Annotated in this window: 23 protein-coding genes and 1 pseudogene; 12 read left to right on the top strand and 12 right to left on the bottom strand. The window is 70.3% G+C overall.

Translation table 11 applies throughout. The annotated features are described in order from the left end of the window. Positions 1-838 precede the first annotated feature (838 nt). The gene (locus ACYQ77_RS15450) at positions 839-1,279 is read right to left on the bottom strand and encodes an STAS domain-containing protein (protein WP_459711681.1); all 441 of its coding nucleotides are present in this window, start codon (positions 1,277-1,279) and stop codon (positions 839-841) included. Positions 1,280-1,407: 128 nt separating this feature from the next. Between ACYQ77_RS15450 and ACYQ77_RS15445 the strand changes: the two genes are divergently transcribed. The 3 genes from ACYQ77_RS15445 to ACYQ77_RS15435 all read left to right on the top strand — a co-directional run bounded on the left by ACYQ77_RS15445 (position 1,408) and on the right by ACYQ77_RS15435 (position 2,960). Continuing rightward, entirely contained in the window at positions 1,408-1,623 is a 216-nt protein-coding gene (locus ACYQ77_RS15445; protein ID WP_459711679.1) for a hypothetical protein, read from the top strand. A 14-nt stretch (positions 1,624-1,637) separates the two neighbouring features. Continuing rightward, a complete protein-coding gene (locus ACYQ77_RS15440) occupies positions 1,638-2,120 on the top strand; it encodes a hypothetical protein (protein ID WP_459711677.1) in 483 nt (160 codons plus the stop codon). Positions 2,121-2,492: 372 nt separating this feature from the next. After that, positions 2,493-2,960 carry a hypothetical protein gene (locus tag ACYQ77_RS15435; RefSeq protein WP_459711676.1) on the top strand — a complete coding sequence of 156 codons (468 nt, stop codon included), beginning with the start codon at positions 2,493-2,495 and terminating at the stop codon, positions 2,958-2,960. Positions 2,961-3,256: 296 nt separating this feature from the next. On the opposite strand, the gene ACYQ77_RS15430 is transcribed toward ACYQ77_RS15435, so the two are convergent. Further along, positions 3,257-4,723 (bottom strand): MFS transporter, encoded by a 1,467-nt coding sequence (locus tag ACYQ77_RS15430; RefSeq protein WP_459711674.1) that lies wholly within the window; start codon positions 4,721-4,723, stop codon positions 3,257-3,259. Positions 4,724-4,779: 56 nt separating this feature from the next. Continuing rightward, complete coding sequence (locus tag ACYQ77_RS15425) at positions 4,780-5,676, bottom strand: ABC transporter substrate-binding protein (protein ID WP_459711672.1); 897 nt, start codon at positions 5,674-5,676, stop codon at positions 4,780-4,782. Between the two features lie 160 nt (positions 5,677-5,836). On the opposite strand from ACYQ77_RS15425, the gene ACYQ77_RS15420 reads away from it, so the two are divergent. From ACYQ77_RS15420 to ACYQ77_RS15405, 4 genes are read left to right on the top strand one after another with little or no spacing between them, the layout of a single operon-like run. Further along, positions 5,837-7,453: an ABC transporter substrate-binding protein gene (locus ACYQ77_RS15420; protein WP_459711669.1), complete on the top strand. Its 1,617-nt coding sequence runs from the start codon at positions 5,837-5,839 to the stop codon at positions 7,451-7,453. Continuing rightward, a complete protein-coding gene (locus ACYQ77_RS15415; protein ID WP_459711666.1) occupies positions 7,450-8,421 on the top strand; it encodes an ABC transporter permease in 972 nt (323 codons plus the stop codon). The genes ACYQ77_RS15420 and ACYQ77_RS15415 overlap by 4 nt, the downstream gene beginning before the upstream one ends. Then, entirely contained in the window at positions 8,418-9,281 is an 864-nt protein-coding gene (locus ACYQ77_RS15410) for an ABC transporter permease (protein ID WP_459711664.1), read from the top strand. The genes ACYQ77_RS15415 and ACYQ77_RS15410 overlap by 4 nt, the downstream gene beginning before the upstream one ends. Beyond that, entirely contained in the window at positions 9,278-10,888 is a 1,611-nt protein-coding gene (locus tag ACYQ77_RS15405; protein WP_459711662.1) for a dipeptide ABC transporter ATP-binding protein, read from the top strand. Before ACYQ77_RS15410 ends, ACYQ77_RS15405 begins: the two co-directional genes overlap by 4 nt. Before the next feature lies 1 nt (position 10,889). Here ACYQ77_RS15405 and ACYQ77_RS15400 read toward each other — a convergent pair whose 3' ends face one another. The 8 genes from ACYQ77_RS15400 to ACYQ77_RS15365 form a co-directional block, all read right to left on the bottom strand. Then, entirely contained in the window at positions 10,890-11,333 is a 444-nt protein-coding gene (locus tag ACYQ77_RS15400; protein ID WP_459711660.1) for a hypothetical protein, read from the bottom strand. A gap of 98 nt (positions 11,334-11,431) precedes the next feature. Then, entirely contained in the window at positions 11,432-11,785 is a 354-nt protein-coding gene (locus ACYQ77_RS15395; protein WP_459711659.1) for a transposase, read from the bottom strand. Positions 11,786-11,897: 112 nt separating this feature from the next. Then, on the bottom strand, positions 11,898-12,386 hold the full coding sequence (locus tag ACYQ77_RS15390; RefSeq protein WP_459711657.1) for a beta-class carbonic anhydrase: 489 nt from the start codon (positions 12,384-12,386) through the stop codon (positions 11,898-11,900). 26 nt (positions 12,387-12,412) lie between these two features. Next, entirely contained in the window at positions 12,413-13,747 is a 1,335-nt protein-coding gene (locus tag ACYQ77_RS15385; protein ID WP_459711654.1) for an NtaA/DmoA family FMN-dependent monooxygenase, read from the bottom strand. Beyond that, positions 13,744-14,877, bottom strand: a complete 1,134-nt coding sequence (locus tag ACYQ77_RS15380) for an LLM class flavin-dependent oxidoreductase (protein WP_459711651.1) — start codon at positions 14,875-14,877, stop codon at positions 13,744-13,746. The genes ACYQ77_RS15385 and ACYQ77_RS15380 overlap by 4 nt, the downstream gene beginning before the upstream one ends. A 20-nt stretch (positions 14,878-14,897) precedes the next feature. Beyond that, on the bottom strand, positions 14,898-16,766 hold the full coding sequence (locus tag ACYQ77_RS15375) for an FAD/NAD(P)-binding protein (RefSeq protein WP_459711649.1): 1,869 nt from the start codon (positions 16,764-16,766) through the stop codon (positions 14,898-14,900). Continuing rightward, on the bottom strand, positions 16,763-16,951 hold the full coding sequence (locus ACYQ77_RS15370) for a hypothetical protein (RefSeq protein ID WP_459711646.1): 189 nt from the start codon (positions 16,949-16,951) through the stop codon (positions 16,763-16,765). Before ACYQ77_RS15370 ends, ACYQ77_RS15375 begins: the two co-directional genes overlap by 4 nt. Before the next feature lie 458 nt (positions 16,952-17,409). Continuing rightward, entirely contained in the window at positions 17,410-18,204 is a 795-nt protein-coding gene (locus tag ACYQ77_RS15365) for a 2-keto-4-pentenoate hydratase (RefSeq protein WP_459711643.1), read from the bottom strand. On the opposite strand from ACYQ77_RS15365, the pseudogene ACYQ77_RS15360 reads away from it, so the two are divergent. The 3 genes and pseudogenes from ACYQ77_RS15360 to ACYQ77_RS15350 all read left to right on the top strand — a co-directional run. Beyond that, a pseudogene (locus ACYQ77_RS15360) lies at positions 18,203-19,333 on the top strand (MFS transporter); the annotation flags it as partial. The gene ACYQ77_RS15365 and the pseudogene ACYQ77_RS15360 sit on opposite strands and share 2 nt — an antisense overlap. A 189-nt stretch (positions 19,334-19,522) precedes the next feature. Beyond that, positions 19,523-20,014, top strand: a complete 492-nt coding sequence (locus ACYQ77_RS15355; protein WP_459711928.1) for an MFS transporter — start codon at positions 19,523-19,525, stop codon at positions 20,012-20,014. A gap of 5 nt (positions 20,015-20,019) precedes the next feature. Continuing rightward, positions 20,020-20,214 carry a tautomerase family protein gene (locus tag ACYQ77_RS15350; RefSeq protein ID WP_459711641.1) on the top strand — a complete coding sequence of 65 codons (195 nt, stop codon included), beginning with the start codon at positions 20,020-20,022 and terminating at the stop codon, positions 20,212-20,214. 46 nt (positions 20,215-20,260) lie between these two features. On the opposite strand, the gene ACYQ77_RS15345 is transcribed toward ACYQ77_RS15350, so the two are convergent. Further along, entirely contained in the window at positions 20,261-20,995 is a 735-nt protein-coding gene (locus ACYQ77_RS15345; protein ID WP_459711638.1) for an SDR family NAD(P)-dependent oxidoreductase, read from the bottom strand. Between the two features lie 128 nt (positions 20,996-21,123). Here ACYQ77_RS15345 and ACYQ77_RS15340 point away from each other — a divergent pair, with 128 nt between their 5' ends. Next, the gene (locus tag ACYQ77_RS15340; protein ID WP_459711635.1) at positions 21,124-21,891 is read left to right on the top strand and encodes an enoyl-CoA hydratase/isomerase family protein; all 768 of its coding nucleotides are present in this window, start codon (positions 21,124-21,126) and stop codon (positions 21,889-21,891) included. A gap of 75 nt (positions 21,892-21,966) precedes the next feature. Beyond that, the gene (locus ACYQ77_RS15335) at positions 21,967-23,403 is read left to right on the top strand and encodes an aldehyde dehydrogenase (RefSeq protein ID WP_459711633.1); all 1,437 of its coding nucleotides are present in this window, start codon (positions 21,967-21,969) and stop codon (positions 23,401-23,403) included.

Here is a 23,403-nt window from a genome sequence, read left to right as displayed (position 1 = left end):
TCGGCCAGTGTGTTGGTCACTGGGGGCTACCGGATCCGGGACAGGAGACGCGGGCCTGATCGGTCATCAACACCTCGAGGCCGCTCCCCGGCCCGAGGTACCCCTCTGGACGAAGGGCACACCCGCCAGGGGAAGCGTTCCTGGGACTGGCTCTATCGCAGCCGATCACGGTGGCGTGCCGTCAGGTGATGGGAGGACGCGGGGGTGCGACCTCCATCCGGCTGCTCCCACCGTCCCAGCTTGATCGCGGCCTCCAGGCGGACTGCGCCGTCGAATCGATTCGAAGCCGGAACGAACCCGTGGTTGTGGGACCGGGCCTATTGCGACGATGCGGCCAGCGGACCATGATTCCACCGGTGCATGGATTACCTGGCCGCACTGGCTGTAGTGATGGTTTTACATCCGATGAAACACTCCGACGTGCATCGCAACGCAAAGCGGTCGCAGAGGCGATCGCACGTGCCAGGGTCGAACCCGCGCCAGCAGCGGAACCAGTGTTGTCGCAACGGAGTGCCTTGTCGAACCCGAGTTGATGTAGAACTACGGCAACTTCTAGGTACACCGTGTGCCGAATCGGTTCGATGAAGTTGCGGGGACGGTCCGAATATCTCTCGAACTATCGGAGATTGAGGCTTCTTCCCCTCTCTTCGATGTGCAAATTCTGGTTTTCAGAAGTACGGATCTATCGGCGTCGCACTTTCCTGGAGCTGCGCTGGTCGTCCGAATGGCGATGGCGGCGGCCCATGGATGCTGGCTGCCCTGTGAGAGTTGACTCCATGACCGGCCTTCCCATGCGTCGACGAGTCGACCTGTCACTCGCCGGCCGGGCTTCGGCTGATCACTCCTCCGCGAGGGCGTCGGACAGTTTGGTCCGGAGGGCGAGGCGCCGTGTGAGGCCGGCGGTGACGATCGAGTCGAAGCCAATGTGGTCGGGCGCGGCGATCACGCGCAGTCTCCCGTCCGACAGCGCCACGGTGTGGGCCGCTGTCAGCAGGGCGGCCAGGCCAGGCGAGTCGAGGGCATCAAGGTGGGTCAGTTCGACCAGCACATACAGAGGTCGTCGTCGCAGTGCATCGCGAACGATCTCGTTGATCCGCGGCGCGGTGTGCCAGGTCAGTGCGCCGGCGAGACTGATCACCGCGGCCGTCCACCACCGGTTCGCGACGTGGTGAATCGTCCTCAACGAAGATGTCAACTCGGCATCCGACGACGGGAGGTCCCTTGACTGAACGTTGGTCACGCTGGCGGATGGACGTTCCAGGTGCGCGAACAGGACCACAGTTCCTCCAAGGACGCGCGCAGCTTTCGGGGCCAGCAGGTAATCATCCCGTCGCTCAGAGTGCTGGACAATAGTCGCGGCCACCACTGTCCGGCATTGCGGAAGGTGTGATTCAAATACTTGCGAACATGCCTAACCAGGTGGGGCTCGCCAGAGCACAACTGATCACCCGCGAGCCCGAACGAGCCGCCGAACTGATCCAGCAGGCACTCCCGAAGGCCGCGACGTGGTCGGGCAGAGTAGGGGCGCGTCTGCGCGACTTCCACCGCGAAGCCGCGACCTTCAGCACCGTGCCGGAGGTCCGAGACGCTCGTGCCGCGATCACCGACCTGTTCGCAGCCTGACGAGAGGATCTTCATTGCCCCGCATCGGCATCACCGGGCATTCCTCGCTGTCCGAGACCACCGCTCAGCGCGTCGCGGAGGAACTCCGCACGGCCCTATCCACCTACGCTGCGGATGAACTGATCGGCCTGACCTGCCTCGCACGGGGAGCCGACCAGATCTTCGCCCGCGTCGTGGTCGAGCTGGGCGGCTCGCTCGAGGTGGTGCTGCCCGCGGCCGACTACCGCGAGCGGAAGGTGAAACCAGACAACGCCGCCGAGTTCGACGCGCTGATCGCCCAGGCCACCGCCGTCCACACCATGCCGCTACCCGAGTCCAACCGCGAGGCCTACCTGGCAGCAAGCGAACACATCCTGGCGGAAGCCGACGAGATCGTCGCGGTCTGGGACGGCGCACCACCAGACGGCAAAGGCGGCACCGGCGACGTGGTGCGCGCCGCCCGCGAGCAAGGAACACCCGTGACAGTCGTCTGGCCCGAAGGCGCGACGCGCGGCTGACCAAAGGGTCGATCGCGGGCACCTCGGCCAGAGACCGTTCGCTCACGGGAATGCGGCGTCGAGTTGGCGGAAGACGCTGAGCCGAGGACATCGTGAAAGGCCGGATGAGCAGCCTCCAGGTTCTACCCCCGGGGCCGGTGCTTCACCACTGTCGCGCGCTCAAGCCCCTCCGGTTGCCCGCTTGCCGCACGCGTCACCGGCGCTCGTGACCCCTACGGTGTGAGCCTCGTCGACGAGCAAAACAGGTCGCGGGTCTGCGGGCGGTGATCGGGTGACAACGACCCGTCTGGCGGTGTTCTCGTGCGCCTGCCGTCGTTACGGTGGCGAGTTGTCGCTGAAATTTGCTCCAGGTAGTCGAGAGAAGACAGTGTGATGAACGCCAAGGCGACGAAATCTGCCTTTATCCTCAGTGTCATAGTGGTGCTTCTGTTTGCCGTGACTGCCGTCCTGACGCCATTCAGTGCGGAGGCACGTTGCGCGAACAGGAATGATCCCAAAACCACAACCCTCGAGTGGGGCGGTGTAGTACGGGTCGTGGAGGTGCCGGAGAGCAACACCTGCAACGGGAACAACACTTACAGTGCCTCGGTGAGGAGCACGGTGTCGGGATGGAGGGCGTCCGTCTGGATTCAGAACAACGGGAACTGGGTGCGGTATGGAGACGCCGGATATACTACGAACCCATCCTGGTATTCCTACCATGACGACAATTCCCATTCATACTTCATGCTCTGCGCCGACAATGGCATGAACGTGGGCTGCGGTTACGGAACGGCCGTCGCCTTCGGTACGTACGGCAGCTGGCCCAGTAACTACATCGTGGTTAATCAAGGATTCTGACCCGGCTGCTCGAGGCTGCCGTCACAACAGCAGGGCGAGAAGGGCGCCTAATAGCATCCCAGGTCCATCCGGAACCGCCGTTCGGCTCCGACATCGACCCGTCCATGCGAGCGCGATTACCCCTGTGGCGAGGAAACCGAGCGCGGTGCCCGTGAACAGGGCGGGCCACCCTCGCCAAGCCAGGACGCTGCCGACCAGCAGCGCTGCACGGACATCCCCGGAACCCCAGGCCACCGCTGCTCGCGATGGCGACAAGCAAGCGTCCCAGCGCGTGACAACCCTGCATGCCCAGGACGTCATTCCGCGGCTGCCGCCGCCACGAGCGGTCGTCGCCGGGCGCGGGTCTGCCTGCGCAGGTCCACGAGGACGGCGGCGAGCGCGGCGCAGAGGAACAGGCAGGACACCAGGGTGGCGCGGTCGAGTGCGTCGCGGTGCAGGCCGGCTGGGGCGTCGGCAAGGGTGAAGCCCGTGCCGTAGATCGTGGCGTAGTAGGCCATCGACGCGGTCGCCACGCCGGTGCTGTTGCTGATCCGCTGGCCGAGCTGGCCGATCGCGGCGGCCGCGCTGCCCTGTGTGGACGGCACGTCCATGAGCATCATGGAGTGGTTGGGGGAGACGACGAGACCGCCGCCGAGGCCCTGCACCAGTTGCAGCGCGGGGATTCCCAGCAGCAGCACCGAGGTCGGCAGACCCGCGTGCAGCAACGCGAGCGTGCTCAGCGTGCTGACCAGCACCAGCAGCATCCCCGTCCCGGTCAGCACGCGGCCGAGGCGGAGCACGTACTGGCCGCCGAGCCAGGCCCCCAGCACGGACGTCGCGGACGACGGCAGCATCACCAGCCCGGCGAGGAACGGGGTGATGCCGCGGGCCTCCTGCAGGTAGACGGTCAACCCCAGCGCGAACCCCGGCCCCGCGGCGAACCAGGTGAGCGAGACGAGGACGCCGTTGCGGAACGACGGCACACGCAGCAAACCCGGGTCGATGACGCTGGACCGCCCCGCGGCGACGCGTCCTCGGCTGCGCGCGGCGAACAGCAGCGCGAGCCCGGCGGCCGGGATCAGAGCGAGCCACCGGGCGGCGACGTCGCCGGGGCGCCCGGTGGTGAAGATGAACGGGGTGAGCAGGGCGACGAGGGCGAGACTGCCGTACGCGAGCCCGAGCACGTCGATGTCCGGCCGCTGCCTGCCAACCTGGTCCCTGCCGACGGCGGGCAGCAGGACGTGTGCCGCGACGAGGATGGCGGCGCCGACGGGCACGTTCATCACGAACACGCCGCGCCAGCCGAGGGCGGTGGTGACGAGCAGCCCGCCGAGGCTCGGGCCGAGCGCGGTGGCCAGGCTGACGTAGATGCCGTAGACGCCGAACGCCTTGCCGCGCTCGGCTCTCCCGTACAGCTGCTGGACGATCCCCATCATCTGCGGCATGAGCAGTCCGGCGGCCACCCCGAGCAGCGCGCGGCCCGCGATGACGACCTCCGCGGTGGGCGCGACCGCGCACACGACGCTCGCGGCCAGGTACAGGTACATGCCCGCGTACGCGAGCGTGCGCCGCCTGCCCGCGTCGCCGACGCGCCCGGCGGGCACGAGGGTGACGGCGAAGCAGACCACGTACGCGGCCTGGATCAGCTGGATGCCCGCCGGGCCGGGGTGCAGTGCGCGCTCGATGGACGGGACGGCGATGGACACCTTGTGGATGTCCAGCAACAGGAAGCCGGCGGTGCTGCCGCACAACAGGAGCACGGCCCGGCGGTTCACGGTGGTCATGGCGGGGAACGTGCGACGGCGGCGCGGCCGGGGAGCCGCGCCGCCGGTCCGCGTTCTCAGGCCTCCTGCAGGATCTTGGTGGCGTCGACGAGGTTGCCGAACTCGTTGCCCGCGTCGATCAGGCCCCAGCTCGCCACCCAGTCCAAGGTTCGGTTGAACTGGTCCTCCGGGTACGGGCCGGGGTGGATGTACCGCAGCCGCCCGAGCTTGAAGTCCTCCGGCGCCAGATCGGCGATCGGCGCAGCCTGCGCGATGAAGTACTTCAGGTACGGGCGGATGTCCTCGTGGATCTTGTCCACGCCACGGGTGACCGCTCGGTTGATCTTCGTGAACGTCTCGGGGTCGAGCGTGTCGTTGGCGACCTCGGCGCCGTAGTAGTGCGCCTCGGCGAGGACCTTGTAGCCCTGCTTCTCGGCCACCGTGATCCACGGTTCCATCACGGCGACGGCGTCGATGTCGCCGTCGCGGAGGGCCTCGAACCGCTCCTTGCCCTTGATCCCGATCAGGTTGATGTCGGTGCGGGGCAGGAAGCCCTCGAGGGTCTGCAGCACGAGGTAGTGCGAGCCGTGGTGGAAGTTGACGCCCACCCGCACGCCCGCGAGGTCGGCGGGGACGTGGTACGGCGAGTCGGGCCGGACGATGATCGCCTGGCTGGCGACGGCCGCGCGGCGGGCCACGACCTTGCCGTTGACCTGGCTGTCCTGCGAGCGGCGCAGCTGGCCCCACTCGCACGCGTTGTACAGCTGCGACGCGCCGGCCTCGAACAGCTTGAAGCTCGAGAACGAGGACACCTTGCGCGGGTCCTCGATGAACCGCAGACCGGTCTCGTCGCTGGGCCGGTGGCGGATCAGCTCGACGTCGAGGCCCTCGTCGGTGAAGTAGCCCTCCTCCTCGGCCACGAAGTAGGGCAGGTAGAAGACGGCGCTCGTCGCCTCGATCTTGATCTTGGGCATGCGTTACCTCGTGGGCATGTTAGAAGTTCTACGAAGGACGAGGCTCACTGTAAGCATCTTCTAGTGAGCTGTCGTAGAAATTCACATAGTGGGACGCTGTCCCATAACGGCTCTCTACGACATACGTTGCTAGCGCCCCCGACGAGAGTGAGTCCCTACGATGAAGCGCCACACCCCCTTTGCGACCGGCCGGAAGCCGTCCGGCCGCGCGCTCCTGGCCCTGCTGACCGCAGCCGGTCTCGCGTTGTCCGGCTGTGCCGCCGCCGCGGGCGGCGACGCGGCGAACACGAGCAGCACACCGGTCACGGGCGGTGTGCTGAAGTACCGCGCCGCGGGTGGCGGCAAGTCGTTCGACCCGGCCACGACGACGGGCTACGGCCTGGCCGTGCCGGTGCGGGCCCTGGTCGACTCCCTGGTGTTCAACTCCGAGGACGGCACCTTCGCGCCGTGGCTCGCGACCGAGTGGACGGTCAACGACAACGCCACGGAGTACACCTTCACGCTGCGGCAGGACGTGACGTTCTCCAACGGCGAGAAACTCGACGCCGCGGCGGTCGCGCTGAGCTTCCAGGCACTGCGGGACGGCGGCGCCAAGTACGCCGTCGCCAACCAGTGGATCGGCGCGCTGGAGCGGATCAGCACGCCCGACCCGTACACCGTGGTGTTCGATCTCGCCAAGCCGAACTCGTCGTTCCTGCAGGCCGCGTCCAGCACGGTGCTGGGGATCGTGGCGCCCGCGACGTCGAAGCTGCCGTTCGAGAAGCGGCAGGAGGGGCTGGGCATCATCGGCTCCGGCCCGTTCGTGGCCACCGAGAGCCACGGCGAGGAGGGCTACACGCTCACCCGCCGCGACGACTACGCGTGGGCGCCGGCACCCGCGCGGAACAAGGGTGCCGCGTACCTCGAGGCGATCGAGGTGCACAACATCCAGGACAACAGCATCGCCGCGGCCGAACTTCGCTCCGGCGGCCTGGACCTGTTGCACAACACCGAACCGGCCGACAAGACCGAGTTCGCGCACAGCTCCGAGATCACCATCCGGCGCGAGCCGCTGCCCGGTTCGGCACTCGGCTTCGCCGCCAACATCGAGAAGCCTGGCCTCGACGACGTGCGCGTCCGCCGCGCGCTGGCGCTGGCCATCGACCGCGAGGCCGTGCTTGCTCGCGCCTCCGCGATCGACGTCCCGCCGAAGGGCGCGTACACAGCGAGCAACCCGTACTTCACCGACCAGTCCGACAAGATCAGAACCGATGTCGAGGCGGCGAGGCGGTTGCTGGACGAGGCGGGGTGGAAGCCCGGAGCGGACGGCGTGCGCACGAAGAACGGCGACCGGCTCTCGTTCTCACTGGTCTACAGCCCGTCGACGGTCTCGCACGAGCCGAACATCGCCGTGGTGCAGTCGCAGTGGAAGGACATCGGTGTCGAGTTGACGTTCGGCAGTCTCACCCAGGCCGAGCTGAACCGGAAGCTCCAGTCCGGCGACTACTCGTTCTCGTGGGGTTCCGGCACCCGCCCGGACGCCGACGTGCTGCGCTCCACGTACGGCGGCCTCGACCCCGAACTGGACGCGGTGTTCGACAAGATCCTCGCCGAGCCGGACATCGCCGCGCGCAAGGCCCTCGCCGCACAGGCCTCGGCGATCATCCTCGACGAGGCGTACTACATCCCGCTGTACGACTTCATCCAGCCATTGGCCTACCGCAACACCACCCACATCCCGCTGCTCGAGGCCACGCACATCCCGTGGCTGGGCGACGCGTGGGTCGACCAGCGATGAACACCGCCCGAATCGTCACGGGCAAGCTCGCGCGGGCCTTTCTGGTGATCTTCGCGGCGTACTCCGCGTCGTTCTTCCTGTTGTTCGTACTGCCCGGCGACGCGGTGCTGGCCCGCATCGGCACCACCGACACCCTCGGTTCCGCGGACGTCGCCGACCTCGACCTCGACCTGCTCCGCGACGAGGTCGGTCTGTCCGACAGCCTGTGGACCCAGTACACGGACGGGCTGACCGGCCTGCTGCACGGAGACCTCGGCCACTCGCTGATCACCGAGCAGCCGGTCACCCAGCTGCTGGGCGAGGTGCTGCCGAACACGCTCACGCTCGCCGGGGTGTCGCTGGTCGTCTCGGTGCCGCTGGGTTTCCTGCTCGCAGTGCTCGCGGTCAACCCGCGGCTCCGGGCGATCCGATCGCTGGCGTCGCTGCTGCCGTCGGCGTACGTGAGCCTCCCGGTGTTCTGGGTCGGCATCCTGTTCGTCTACTTCTTCGCCATCACGCTGGGCTGGTTCCCCTCCAACGGCAGCCAGGGCGCCGCGTCACTGGTGCTGCCCGCCGCGGTGCTGGCGCTACTCGGGGCGGCCCAGTTCGCGCAGGTGCTGATCAGCGGTCTGCGCACCGAACTGGGCACCACCTACGCGGCGGTCACGGCACCCGCCAAGGGCGCCGGCCGCTTCCACACCCTGTGGCGGCACTGCCTGCGCAACGCCTCCTTCCCGTTCCTGGCGGTGTTCGGGCTGCGGGTCGGGCAGCTGCTCGGCGGCACCGTCGTGGTGGAGATGGTGTTCTCCCGGGCCGGCCTCGGCCGGCTGATGGTCGACTCGGTGAAGGCTGTCGACCTGACCGTCGTGCTCGGCCTGGTCGTGGTGCTCGCGGTGGCCTACGTCGTGATCAACGCCCTGGTCGACATCGGCTACGTGCTGCTCGACCCGCGGCTGCGCCGCCGCGCGACCCAGGAGGCCGGGGCATGACCGACGTCATCACGAGGACGGTCACCGAACCCGTTCCCGTCGGAGTGGCACCACCCCGTCGGCGCCGTCGGCGCGTCCGCGAACTGCACGTCCACCTGGCGCTGCTGGCGTTCCTGGTGCTCGTCGCGGTCGTCCCCGGCCTGGTGACGTGGCACGACCCGTACGAGCTGGACGGGCTGCCGTTCGCCGCCCCCAACGGTGACTTCTGGTTCGGCACCGACGAGATCGGCCGCGACCTGTTCTCCCGCGTGGTGCACGGGCTGCGGATCTCGCTGTTCTCCTCGCTGCTGGCGGTCGCCGTCGCGTTGGCAGGCGGCGCGGTGATCGGCGTGCTGTCGGGGCTCCGGCCGGGTGGCCTGCTCGACCGTGTGCTCGGCGTGCTCACCGAAGCGGTGATGGCCATCCCGGCCGTGCTGCTCGCGCTCGCGGTCATCACCACCTATGGGCGCGGGGCGTTCGTCGCGGCGATCGCCATCGGCATCGGCGAGGCGACCGGGTTCGCGCGGCTGATCCGTGGCTGCGTGATCCAGGCGGGCACGCTCACCTACGTCGAGGCCGCCAGAACCTGTGGCGCGGGTCCGCTCCGGGTGATCGCCCGGCACATCGTCCCGAGCACCTACAGCCCGGTGCTGTCCTACACGGCACTCCACTTCGGACTGGCCATGCTCGCCATCGGGTCGCTGTCCTATCTCGGGTTCGGCGAGGCGCCACCGTCCGCGGAGTGGGGCGTCCTGATCGCAGGCGGCCAGAAGTACCTGGCGCACGCCTGGTGGGTCGCCATCATCCCCGGCTTGGCGCTGACCGCCGTGGTCGTGCTGCTGTCCCGCATCGCCTACCTGCTGCAGGAGGACCGCTCATGACACCGCTGTTGCGGGTCACCGACCTCACCGTCGCCTACCGGCGCGGCCACCACGAGGACACCGCGCTGGCGTCGGTCTCCCTGGACGTCCCACGGGGCCAGGTGACCGCGGTGATCGGCGAGTCCGGTTCCGGCAAGAGCACCCTCGCGCACGCCATCGTGCGGCTGCTGCCACCCAATGGGCGCATCGTGTCCGGGGCGGTCGAGTTCGCGGGCGAGGACGTGCTCCTGCGCGGGGACAAGGACTTCCGCGGCCTGCGGGGCAGGCACATCGGGTTCGTGCCGCAGGACCCGATCGCGTCGCTCAACCCGACCAAGACGATCGGCGCGCAGCTGCGGGAGGCGTTCACGCTCGCGCGTTCCTCGCTGTCGCCGCGCGACGTCGACGAGCGGATCCGGCAGGACCTGCGTGACGTCGGGTTCGCCGACCCGGACCGGGTGCTGGCGCGCTACCCGCACGAGCTGTCCGGCGGCATGCGGCAACGGGTGCTGGTGACCATCGCGTTCTCGCAGCGCCCGGAGCTGGTCATCGCCGACGAACCCACCAGCGCACTGGACGTGCTGGTCGGCCAGGAGGTGCTGCGGGTCATCCACACCGCCCGGGCCAAGCACGACACCACCGTCGTGCTCATCACCCACGACCTCGCCCTGGCCAGTCGTAACGCCCAGCACGTGGTGGTGCTGGCACGCGGGGACGTCGCCGAGTCGGGCCCGGTCGACGAGGTCTTCGCGAACCCCCGCCAGGGCTACACCAGGGCACTGCTGGCCAGCTCCGCGCGGGTGGCCCAGGGGCGGGTGCTGAGCATCGCGGAGGCCTACGAGCGCCGCGCCAGGCGGGTCGAGGCGTCCGCGGACGCCGACCCGGTGATCGAGCTGGACTCCGTCGCGAAGCGGTTCGGCACGACCCGCAACGGCACGCAGGCCGTCGACGGCGTGTCCCTCACCGTGCCACGGGGCACGACGTTCGCGCTGGTGGGGGAGTCGGGTTCCGGGAAGACCACCACGAGCAGGCTGATCCTCGGCCTCGACCGGCCCGACCGCGGCACGGTCCGCGTGCTCGGCGAGGACGTGCCGGCGCTCAAGCGGGCCGCGTTGCGTGCGCTGCGCCGGGAGATGCAGGTCGTGTACCAGAGCCCGTTCGAGTCGCTGAACCCCCGGCTCTCCCTGCACGGCATCGTCAGCGAACCGCTGGCCGCCTACCGGATCGGTACCCGCGCCGCGCGGCACGCCCGGGTCCGCGAACTCCTCGACCTGGTGGGTCTGCCCACCTCATACGCCGACCGCAGGCCGAGGGAGCTGTCCGGTGGCCAGCGGCAACGCGTGGCCATCGCAAGGGCGCTCGCACTGCGACCGCAGGTGCTGGTCCTGGACGAGCCGGTGTCGGCGCTCGACGCCACCATCCAGGCCCAGGTGCTGCAACTGCTCACCGACATCCAGCGCGACCTCGGCCTCACGTACTTCCTCGTCACGCACGACCTGGCGGTGGTGGCGGACGTGGCGCAGCACGTCGCGGTCATGCGGGCCGGCCGCATCGTCGAGCACGGCCGCACCGAACAGGTGGTGCTCACCCCAAGGGACGACTACACGCAGGCCCTGCTGGCGGTCTGACTCAGGCGGCCGCGGTCTCGGTGACGACCGCGCGGATCTCCACGTCCAGCACCGTGGACACGGCGGGCAGCACCCGGCACCCCGCCCGGTACTCCTCCAGCACCAGCTCGGCGTCCGCCTCGTCCATCCCGTCGATCAGCACCTCGACGAGCACGCGGCCGACCTTGAGCCGGTTCGGCGGGTACCGGGTCGTGCGCGCACGCACCTGCACGGTGCGTGCGCCGGGGTTGTCCGCGTCCGGGTCGCCGTCGGCGCGCACCACGTTGAGTAGGTTGACGACGAGCGCGGACACCAGCAGGTCCAGCGGCCCGGGCGCCGTGCCCGGGCCACCGGTGGCGACCGACCCGTCGGCGAGCATCTCGAACGCGGGGCCCCGCACGGCGAACCGTCCGCGGACATCGGTCGTGCAGCCGGTGATGGCACTGATGTAGTCGTATCCGGTCATGTGCGCTCCAGCAGGCGTCGAGGTGGTGCCGCGTACAGTGTGCGGCGTCCCGGCCCCCACGACGGTGCCGTACCGCTATCTGGACACTGTGGACGGGATCACCGCTTGGCCAGTTCGGCGGCGAAGATCGCGGACGCCTTCTTCAGCACCTCGATCTCCTCGGCCATGGTCGCGATCCGCTCGTTCGCCGACGCCAGCTCGGACTCCAGCTCGGCGATGCGCATGAGCAGCCGTTCCCTGGGCGCCTGCCGCAGCTTGGCGGCGGTGCCCGCGCTGAACATGCCGTCGTCCAGCCGCTTCACCCAGATCCGCAGCGACTGCTCGCCGACCTCGAACTCCTCGGCCACCTCGCGCAGGATCGACCGGTTGCCGGGCTCGGCCTGACGGCGCTCGACCACCCGGCGCACAGCGGCGTCACGCACCTCGTCGCTGTACTTCCGTTCGAACGCCATGTCAGTCCCTCCGCCACCACGGTCTCGACACAGCGTAACGATCCCGGGAAGCCGCCGCCGCGAGTCGTCCGGTGGCGCACCGTTCCACTGTGGAGGAGGGCGGTCCGCCCGGTCAGAGGACTTCGTTCAGCCTGCCCGTGGCGACGTCGAACACGAAGCCGCGGACGGAGTCCTTCTTCGGGATGAACGGGCTGTTGCGGATGCGGGCGATCGACTGGCGCACGTCGTCGTCGAGGTCGGTGAACGCCTCGGCCGCCCAGGCGGGCTTGACACCGACGTCCTCCTGGATGGACCGCTTGAAGTCGTCGTCGGTGAAGGTGAGCATGCCGCAGTCGGTGTGGTGGATGAGGATGATCTCCTCGGTGCCGAGGAGCCGCTGGCTGATGGCGAGCGACCGGATCTCGTCCTCGGTCACGACGCCGCCGGCGTTGCGGATGACGTGGGCCTCGCCTTCATGCAGACCGAGGACGCCGTAGACGTTGATCCGGGCGTCCATGCAGGCGAGGACGGCGACATGTTTGGCGGGCGGCAGCGGCAGCGGGCCGGAGAAGCCCGCCGCGTAGGCGGCGTTGTTGGCGAGGAGTTCGTCAGTGACGGTCATGGGGTTCCCTTCCGTGGTGGTGGCGTTCAGGCCGGAGCGAGGCCGAGGTGGTCCCGCAGCGTGGTGCCCGTGTACTCGGTGCGGAACACACCCCGTTCCTGCAGGAGCGGGACGACCGTGTCGGCGAACGTGCCCAGCCCGCCCGGCGTGATGTGGGGGACGAGGATGAACCCGTCGCTCGCGTCCCGCTGCACGAGGTCGTCGATCTCCCGCGCGACCGTGTCGGGCGACCCGACGAACGTCTGCCGGGCGCTCACGTGGATCACCAGCTCCCGGATCGACAGGTTCTTCTCCTCGGCGAGCGCTCGCCACGCCCGCGCCACGGCAACGGGATCGCGGTTCATCCGGACGCTGGCGCGGCCCTTCGCGATCGTGTGCTCCCCGGGCACCGGATCGTGGGCGGGCAGCGGCCCGTCCGGGTCGTGGGCCGACAGGTCGGTGTTCCACACCTGTTCGAGCAGCTTGATCGCGGTCGCCCCGCTCACCTGCTGCTGCCGCACGACCGCGGCGCGTTCGCGGGCGTCCGCGTCGGTGTCGCCGAGCACGAACGTCGCCGCGGGCAGCACCTTCAGCGAGTCGCGAGCGCGTCCGTACTTCGCGAGCCTGCCCTTCACGTCGGCGTAGAACGCCTGCCCCGCCTCGCGCGTCCCGTGCCGGGAGAAGATCGCGTCCGCGGTGGCGGCGGCGAACTCGCGGCCCTCGTCCGAGTCGCCCGCCTGGAAGATCACCGGCCGGCCCTGCGGGCTGCGCGGCACGGTGAACTGGCCGGCGATGTCGAAGTGGTCGTCACGGTGTGAGAACAAGCCAGGTCGCGATGTCGCCAGGAAGCGGCCGGTTTCCTTGTCCGCCAGGACCTCATCGCCGCGCCACGAGTCGAACAGCTCCCACGCGGTGCGCAGGAACTGCTCGGCGCGCCGGTAGCGGTCGGCCTCGGCGAGGAAGCCGCCGCGCCGGAAGTTCTCGCCGGTGAACGCGTCCCACGAGGTGACGACGTTCCACGCCGCGCGCCCGGCGGACAGGTGGTCGAGGGAGGCGAATTGCCGGGCCACCTCGAACGGCTCGTTGAATGTGGAGTTGATCGTGCCCGCCAGCCCGAGCCGCGTGGTGACCGCCGACAGCGCCGCGAGCACGGTGAACGTGTCGGGTCTGCCGACCACGTCGAGGTCGTAGAGCACGCCGCCCTGCTCCCGCAGCCGCAGCCCCTCGGCGAGGAACAGGAAGTCGAACTTCGCGCGTTCTGCCGTGCGGGCGAAGTGCTCGAAGGACGAGAATTCGATGTGGCTGCCCGCCTCCGGGTCGCTCCACACGGTCGTGTTGTTCACGCCCGGGAAGTGCGCCGCGAGGTGCACCTGCTTGGTCATGCCTCCACCTCCGCGTACCGGCTGGCGGGCCGCGGCAGACCGAGACGGTCCCGCAGTGTGCCCTCGTCGTAGTCGCGGCGGAATCTGCCGCGGGCCTGGAGCTCGGGGACGAGCCCGCGCGTGACCGCCTCGAGGTCGTGTGGCAGCGTGCCGGGCCGCAGCCGGAACCCCGTCAGTCCTGCGCTGTGCCACGCCAGGAGCTGGTCGGCCAGCTCGGCCGGGGTGCCGGTGAACACGGCCGCGTCGGAGGTCATGGGTTCGCCCGCGACGTCGTCGAGCCGCGCGAGCCGGTCCGCCGCGGCGCGCGGGCTCTCGTCGAGGAACACGACCAGGTCACCGAACGTGTGCCGGGCCGTGGTGCGCTCGACGGCGCGAGCGACCGCCTCGACGTCCTTCGGCGTCACGAACACCACGTCCGCGAACCCGGAATCGGTGGGCGCCGACGTGAACACGGGCGGAAGGCCCTGCGGCGGCCGCGGCGTGATCGACGGGCCCTTCACCGAGAACCAGCGCCCCGCGAAATCGATGTGGTGCAGCTTGTCCCGGTCGACGAAGCGGCCGGTGTCGGCGTCGCGGATCTCCGCGTCGTCCTCCCAGCTGTCCCACAGCCTGCGCACCACCTCCACGTGGTCGACCGCCTCGGCGAGGAGGTCGGTCACCCGCGCCTCATCCGGTTCGCCGACGAGTTGGGGACGTCTGCCGAAGAGCGCGGCCTCGCTCCCGCTCGCTGACACCCGCACGCGCATCCCGGCGCGGCCGGTGCTCGCGTAGTCCAGGGTCGCGATCGCCTTGGAGACGTGGAACGGCTCGGTGTGCGTGGCGACGACCGTCGGCACGAGCCCGATGCCGCTGGTGCGTGGCGCGACGGCGGCGGCGATCAGGGTGGCGTCGAGACGGCCGCGGACGCGATCGGTGCGGTCCCCGGCGCGGTCGTGTCCCGAGCGCAGACTGAACGAGTCCTCGAACGTGACGAGGTCCAGCAGCCCGCGCTGTGCCTCGCGGACGAGGTCGGTCCAGTAGCGGGCGGTGAACAGCTCGGCGGGTCTGGCGCCGGGCTCCCGCCACGCGGCTGGGTGCCAGCCCGCGCCGTCCAGCGCGACGGCCAGGTGCGGCGGCACTCCCTGTCCCATGACACCTCCAGGGGTGTGGCTCATCCGGTGGACCGGGCGAGGATCTGCCGCGCCACCGCGTCGTTCTGGCGGAAGCTCGGTGCGTTCGTGCGTGGCCGGGTGAAGGCGCCGGGGGAGCGGGCACTGGTGTGCGGGCCGAGCGCGAACCGGCGCGGGTGCGGCCACCCCGTCGAGTCGACCAGCAGACCCTCGGCGGTCGTGTGGATCCGGCCGGTGCCGCGTTCCGCGTCGGTGTCGAGGAGCAGTTCCTCGGCCAGCTCACCCCTGCGGTACAGGTTGCGCAGCAACGGGTCGGTCGCGCGCCGCACGCTCGGTGCCGGCAGCCGCGCGTCGACCAGTGCGGTGGTCGCCACGGAGCCGGGGACAGCCGGACTGTCCGCCACGAACCTGCCGCCGGTCACCCGCACCCGCATGTCCGGGCCGACGAACCGCACGACCCCGGCCCGCACGAGCGCCAGCAGCTCGCGCAGCCGGTGACCGGGCGGCCCGCTCGTGTAGAAACTGAAGAACCCGAACCACCAGCCGTCCACGTCATCCACTTGCGACGCCGGGGTCAGCTTCCCCGCGGCGACGAGTTGCGCCAGCTGTCCGAACACCGACAGCAGCGCCAGGAACGCACCCAGGTCCGCGCTGAAGGACGGGTCGGCGCGGCGTGCCAGATCGGCCTCGACGTGGGCGCACACGTGGCCGGTCAGCGCCGCCCGGTCGGCGAACGCCAGCCCGCGCAGTGGCCGGTCGATGGCCGCGAGGTCGAGCCGGTCCGCCTCGTCCGGCACGGCCTTCTCGACGAGGCGACGCAGCTCGGCACTGTCCCAGTCGAGTTCGGCGTAGCGGGTGGCGAACTCGTCGAGGTCCATCCGCACGCGGTCCGGGTGACCGGTGAACAGTTCGTGGTAGTAGCCCCAGCCGATGTCCTTCGCCATCGACGGCCAGACGTCGACGTCGAAGTCCAGCCTTCTCCGGTGTGTTGCGAGCTCGTCCACCCGGAAGAACCGGGGCAGCGGCGCCGGCGGGCCTTGCAGTCGGTAGCCGGGTTTCGCGTGGTACGGCACACCGCGGCGGGACCCGACCCAGAGCACCGGTTCCGCCCCGGACGGGTGGTAGACGAGCGCCTCGCCCGCTCCGGTGCTGAAGCGGCCACCCCTGCCCTCGGTCAGCAGCACGGCGAGGTCCACGAACGCCAGCCCGAAACCCCGTAGCAACACGGGTTCTCCCGGCGCGATGTCCGACAGGTCCAGGTCGGCGGTGTAGGCGGGCGGGACGTACCGCAGGCCGTGCTCACGGGCCGCCTCGGCGAGGCGCGCCTCATCAGGACCGGGTGCGGCATCGAGGTGGCCGAGCGCGAGGACGACCACGTCCGCGAGGAGGGCAGTGCCATCGGCGAGCCGCACGGTCTGCACCTCGTCGGGTGCGCCGGTGACATCGATGGCCCGCGTGTTGTGCACCCGCACCTCGACGGCGTCCGGCAGCGCGTCGAGCACCTGCTCGTAGAACCACGTGAGGTAGGCGCTCTGCAGGCGACGGGTGGGGAACGTGGTCGCGGTGACCGACCACAGCTCGTCGGACAGCGACGCGTCGACGTCGACAGCGATGGTCCCGTCGCGGACCCCCGCCACCCACCCGGCGAGCGTCGGGCCCGGCCGGATCGGCCCCGCGCACCGCACGGTGTCGTCGGTGAACACCGTGACGTCCTCGGGCATCGAGTTCATCCGCAGCAACGGCGACTGCGCGAACCGCCAGATCCGCCCCGGCCCGCGCGGGAACGGGTCCACGAGGTGCACGACCAGCCGGCCGCGCAGCAACTCGGGTGCGTTGGCGGCGACGCGTTCGAGCAGCCCGATGCCTTTCGGCCCCGCCCCGACGACGACCAGCGCACGGACAGCGCTCACCGACCGTGGCCCGGCGAGTTCGTCCGCTGCCGCGGGATGTGCACGTCGTCGAGGTCGCTCAGGTACCAGTCGAGCGGCAGGGCGGGGAACTGGCCATGCGGGTCCGGCACGGCGGCAAGGGCCGCGCAGTGCCGCTGCCACGCCCGCCGGAGGATGTGCGCCCAATCGAGCCCGTGCTGCCGCATCGGCCCACCTCCAGCTCCGTTCCGTCCTGTGATCGTCTCCCTGTTTGCCGTAGTGCGGCAATCTATTCCGCAATGTGGAATGCGCCAATCAATGGCGGGTGCTTGTGAACCGTCGTTCCGGATGGCGGGCGCCCGGAATTGCCCGGGATGCGGCCGTGTTCCGGTCCGGCATGAACATCGGGGTGGTAGTACCCCCGCGAGCTCCGGGAACGTGGTGTCGTGTACGCCGCGCACCGCGGCGAGGACGACGAGAAGACAGTCCGTACCGGCATGGTCGGGGCGAGCGACCCTACTGGCAGACCTACAAGCGGGCCGCCGCCGGTGAGGGCATCAGGGTCGAGATCGTCGGCTTCACGGACTACACGCAGTCGAACCCGGCGCTGGCCGAGGGCCGGACGTGACCGTCCGCCATACGTCCCGCGGGCGGGCGGTGCCCGGCGAGGGCGTACAGGTGCTGCTCACGATCGAGACCAGGGCTGAGCTCGGACCGTGACGGAGCCGAGGTTGGTGAACTCGGCGGTGATCGGGTGATCGGGACGGAGCGGGATCGCGTCGGTGAGGCCGCCGGTGAGGACGAGCCAGCCCTCTTCGAGGGCGAGGCCGCGTTCGGCGAGGGCGTTGGCGGCCAGCGCGAGTGCGTTGGCCGGATGGCCCTGGACGGCCGCGCCGGTGGCGGTGTCCACGACCTCGCCCGCTTCGCGCAGGACGCAGGCTTCCAGGCCGAGGTCCAGCGTGCGGGGGTCGCGGGTCACCTCGCCGACGACGAAACGGGCCGACGACGCGTTGTCGGCCACCACGTCGGGGAGGGTGAAGCGGAAGTCGCGGTAGCGGCTGTCGATCACCTCGAGGCCCGCCGATACGGTGCTGACCGCGGCCATCGCGGTCGCCGGGGTGATGCCGGGGCCTCCCAGGCGGGCACCCAGGGTGAACACGATCTCCGGTTCCACGCGGGGGTGGATCAGCTCGCCGGTGGGAACCGGGGCGCCTGGTGCGAGGACCATGCCGTCGGTGAGCCATCCGGTGAGGGGTGCGTCGATGCCCATCCGCTGCTGCTTGGCGCGGGATGTGAGGCCCAGCTTGACGCCGATCACGCGTTCGCCGCGGGTGGCCACGAGCTCGGTCTGCACCTGGTAGGCGGTGGCGAGGTCCAGCTCCGGCCAGTCGTCGGTGACGGGGTGGCGGGCGGTGCGGGTGACTTCCGCCGTGCGCAGTTCCTCGACGGCCCGCTCGACTGTCCACGTGGTCACGGTCATGATGCCACTGTGGACGTTTTGGCCGGGTGACACCACGGCCCGTTTCCGGCCACCGGAAACGGGTGCGTTGTTCTCGCCACAACCGGACCTACGGTCGCTCCAATCCGCCACCCGCGACGTCGCGGGCGGCACGGCTGGCTCGAGGAGACCGTCGATGAACAAACAGGAGCTCAAGGTCGTCGGTGCGTCGGCCGTCGGCACGGCGTTCGAGTGGTACGACTTCTTCCTCTACGGCGCGCTCGTGCCGGTGATCGGCAGCAAGTTCTTCAGCGACTACGGGGCCGCGGCGCAGACCGTGTTCGCGTTGCTCACGTTCGCCGCAGGGTTCATCGTCCGGCCGATCGGGGCGCTGGTGTTCGCGCGGATCACCGACCTGGTCGGTCGCAAGATCGTGTTCCTGATGACGCTGGTCCTGATGGGAGTGTCGACCGTCGCGGTCGGCGTGCTGCCGACGGCCGACCAGATCGGGATCATGGCGCCGATCCTGCTGGTGACGTGCCGCATCCTGCAGGGTCTCGCGGTCAGCGGCGAGTTCGGCGCCGCCGTCACCTACGTCTCCGAGTACGCACCTGCCCGGCAGCGCTCCTTCTTCGTCGGCTGGCTGACCGGCACCACCGCGCTCGCGTTCAGCCTGTCGCTGGGCGTGCAGCTGGTCGTCGAGTCCATTGTGGGCACCGCGGCCTACGACGAGTGGGGCTGGCGCGTGCCGTTCCTCATCTCCGTGCTGCCGCTCGCGCTGTCGGTGTGGATCCGCGGCAAGCTCAACGAGAGCCCGCTGTTCCTCAAGATGAAGGAGGAGGGCACGCAGGCGAAAGCGCCGCTGCGGGAGGCGTTCGGGTCGCGGGCACGCGTGCGCATGATCGCGATCGTGTTCGTGATGGCGTCCGCGCAGTCGTTCATCGGGTACCTGTCCACCGTGTACATGCTCACGACGATGAAGACCTACCTGAAGGCCGACTCGTTCACCGTCAACGCGATCTACATGGTGATCATGTTGATCGGGTTCTTCCTGTGCGTGTTCGTGTGCTGGCTCTCCGACCGGATCGGCAGGCGGCCCATCCTGTTCGCGGGGCTCGGACTCGCCGCCCTGCTCGCGTTCCCCATCACGAACGGGATCACGGCGACCACCAACCCCGCCCTCGCGGCGGCGCAGGAGAGCGTCCCGGTCGTCATCAAGGCCGACCCGGCCGACTGTTCGTTCCAGTTCAACCCGGCGGGCACCGCTGAGTTCACCTCCGACTGCGACCGGGCGCGCAACGTGCTGCAGGCCAACTCGGTCGTCTTCGACCGGCAGGACGTCGCCGGGCCGACGACCGTCATGGTGGACGGCCGCGAGATCACGGGTGGCGCGTCGCTGGAGACCGACCTCGTGGCGGCGATCGAGGCAGCGGGCTACCCGGTCGACGGGTCGGCGACCACGATCAAGGTCGAGGGGGTCGGCGACTTCTTCGACGGGCCGGTGCTCGGCGTCGCGCTGCTGTTGCTGGTGCTGGTCGCTCTCGCGCAGATGGCGCAGGGCCCGGCCGCCACCGCGATGGCCGAGGTGTTCCCGACGAGGATCCGCGCGACCGCGCTGTCGATCCCGTACCAGCTCGGTGTCGGCGTGTTCGGCGGGTTGCTGCCCGCGACGATGGTCGCGATCGGCGCTGAGGTCGGCAGCTTCACCACCGCCCTGTGGTACCCCGTCGGCGCGATGGCCTTGGGGCTGGTGATCCTGCTGTTCACGCTGCCGGAGACCAAGGGCGTCGACCTCGCCGAGGTCCGGCTCGACGGTGACACGGCCGACGAACCCGTGCGCCAGGCCGGGTGACCGCGATGCCGATCGTCGACGTGTCACTGGTCGCCGGACGTACCGAGGCCGAACTGCGCGGGCTCATCACCGCCGTCCACGACGCGGTGGTGACGAGCCTCGGCGTGCCGGGCGAGTCGGTGCGGGTCCTGGTGCGGGAGCTGCCGCCGGCCCACTGGGCGGCGAACGACGAGACCATCGCCGAACGCCGATCCCGCTGACGCACGCCGAAAAGGGGGCCGCGAGGATCGCGGCCCCCTTTCTTGTTCAGTCGCGGAAGTGGGTGCTGGTCCAGCCGCCGTCCACCGGGACCGTCACACCCGTGACGAACGCCGCGTCGTCGGAGGCGAGGAACGCGAAGACCCGCGCCACGTCCTCGGGTGTGCCGACCCTCGGCAGCGGACGCGCGCGGGTCACCAGGTCGTCGAATACCCCCGAGGCGATCTTCGCGCGCGTCGCGGGCGTCTCGATCAGGCCGGGCGCGACCGCGTTCACCCGGATGCCACGCCGGCCGTAGTCGGCGGCCATCTGCCGGGTCAGGCTCGCGACCGCGCCCTTCGCCGCGGAGTACGGCGCCGAACCGGCGACCCCGGTCAGCGCGAACGCCGACGCCGTGTTGACGATCGCCCCGCCGCCCGCGAACGCGTGCACCGCGCGCCGGGACAGCGCGAACGTCGTGGTCAGGTTGGTGCGGAGGAAGAACTCGAAGTCCTCGTCGCTGGTGTCGCCCGCGGCGCGGTCACCCGCCCTGCCCGCGATGTTGGCGAGCACGTCTGGCGCGCCGACGGTCGCCGCGCAGTGGTCGAACACCCGCTCGGCGGCCCCGGGCTCGGTGAGGTCGACGGCCACGGCGGGCAACGACAGCTCCGCGAGACCCTCTTCGTCACGGTCGACGGCGAGCACGGCCGCGCCGCGCGCCGCGAACAGTTCGGCGGTCGCCCGGCCGATGCCCGACGCCGCCCCCGTGACGATCGCCGTCTTGCCGCTGAGCTGTCCGGTCACGTGTTCCTCCACAAAGGTCGGTATCGCCCGCGATCATCCGCCGCGCGCCACGACGTCACCACCGCGCGTTTCCGGTGGGTGAGAACCGGCGCTGGCGGTCAGGACCGCGGGTGGGGTGCGCTCGCGGCATGGACGCAACCGTGACATTCCCCGCGGCCGGGGTCGCCGTGCTGGCACTGGACCGGCCGCACCGCCGCAACGCCCTGGACCGAGCACTGCTCGACGGGCTGCCGGGCCTGTTGTCCGAACTGGAGGCCGACGACCGGGTGCGTGCCCTGGTGGTCACCGGGCGTGGCGGGGCGTTCTGCGCGGGCGGCGACCTGGACGTGCTCGCCGGGCTGGGCGCCGAGACCCCCGACGAGGCCCGGGACCGCATGACCCACGAGTTCACCACGGCCCGGCTGCTGCTGGAGTTCCGCGCACCGACGGTCGCGGCCGTCGACGGAGCCGCGGTCGGGGCGGGAATGGCGCTCGCGCTGGCCTGTGACCTGCGGATCGGGTCACCGGACGCGGTGTTCGCGAGCCCGTTCATCCGGATGGCGCTGGTGCCGGACTGGGGCGTCACCTGGCTGCTCGCGCGGGCCGCCGGGCAGGCGCGGGCGACCGAGATCGCGCTGTCCGCGCGCAAGGTCGGCGCCGAGGAGGCGCTGCGGATCGGGTTGCTCGACGCGGTCGTGCCCGCCCCGCTCGACGAGGCCCTCGCACGGGCCGAACGCCTGGCCACGGGGGATCCGGCGGCCGCAGCGGCCACGAAACGCCTGATCGCGGCCGCGACGGGCACCTTCCAGGAGGCGGTCGACGCCGAGATCGCCGCACAGCTCCGCGCGGTGCGGTCGCCGGAGTTCACGCGGCGGCTTGGGGAGTGGGCCGACGCCGTGCGCGGGCGTTCCCGGTGAGTGGAAACGGTCCATTGTGCACAGCGCCGTCCTCGGCGGAGGGTGTGCGTACAGCGAGGAAAGGGAGGACGAGCGGTGGAATCCTTCGGGCACGTCATCGCGGGTGCGGAGGTCGCCTCGGCGGACGGGGCGACGTTCGAGTCCGTCGACCCGTGGACGCGGGCGCCCTGGGCCACGGTCGCCCTCGGCTCTGCCGAGGACGCGCGGCGTGCGATCCGCGCCGCCCGGCAGGCCTTCGACGACGGACCGTGGCCGAGGATGAGCTTCGTCGAGCGCGGGGAGATCCTGCACCGGCTCGCCGACCTGATCGTCGCGCACACCGACGAGCTGGCGTTGGCCGACACCACGGACATGGGCAAGCCGATCAGCCAGACCGCCGGCCACGACGTGCCCCGCACGGCCAGGAACTTCCGGTTCTTCGCCGACCACTCGCGGATTACCCCAGCCGAGACGTTCCCGATGCCGGACGGGCACCACGCTTACACCCAGTACGATCCCGCCGGTGTGGTGGCGGCCATCGCGCCGTGGAACTTCCCGCTCATGATGGCGAGCTGGAAGGTGGCGCCCGCGCTGGCCTGGGGCAACACGGTGGTGCTCAAGCCCGCCGAGCAGACCCCGGCGTCCGCGACCTTGCTGGCGCGGCTCGCGCTCGAGGCGGGCCTGCCGCCCGGCGTGCTGAACGTGGTCCACGGGTACGGGCCGAACGCGGTGGGCCAGGCGCTCACCGAGTCGCCGGACGTCGACCGGATCACCTTCACCGGTGAGTCGACCACCGGCAGGGCGATCTCCCGTGCGGCGGCCGCCAACCTGACACCGGTCAGCCTCGAGCTGGGCGGCAAGGGTGCCAACATCGTGTTCGCCGACGCCGACCTCGACCACGCGGTCCGCTGGGCCATCCAGGCCGTGTTCAGCAACTCGGGTCAGGTGTGCCTCGCGGGCAGCAGGCTGTACGTGCAGCGCGAGGTCCACGACGAGTTCCTGGCCCGGTTCACCGCCGCCGCCGACGCGATGGTGCTCGGCGACCCGAAGGACCCCGCCACCGAGATCGGCCCCCTTTCCTCACAGGAACACTTCGAGAAAGTGGCCGGGTACCTGGACATCGCGACCGCGGCCGGTGCCCGCCTGCACACAGGCGGTACGGGCGACGGCTGGTCGGTGCGCCCGACCGTCGTGGTCGGGGCAGGCCAGCGGGACCGCGTCACACAGGAGGAGATCTTCGGCCCGGTCGTGGTCGTCCTGCCGTTCGACACGGAGGCCGACGCGGTGGCAGCCGCCAACGACACGCCATACGGTCTGAACGCCATGCTGTTCACCCAGGACCTGTCCCGTGCCCACCGCGTCGCCCGCGCGCTGCGGGTCGGCACCGTCTGGGCGAACTGCTTCTTCGTGCGGGACCTCCGCGCGCCCTTCGGCGGCGCGAAGGACTCCGGTGTCGGCCGCGAGGGCGGCACGTACAGCCGGGAGTTCTTCACCGAACCGAAGGCCATCGTCATGGAAATCGCCGCGTCGTGA

Source organism: Actinophytocola sp. KF-1 (assembly GCF_054661535.1).
Note: the sequence above shows the minus strand (reverse complement) of the source record. Positions and strands in the feature narration are given on the sequence as shown.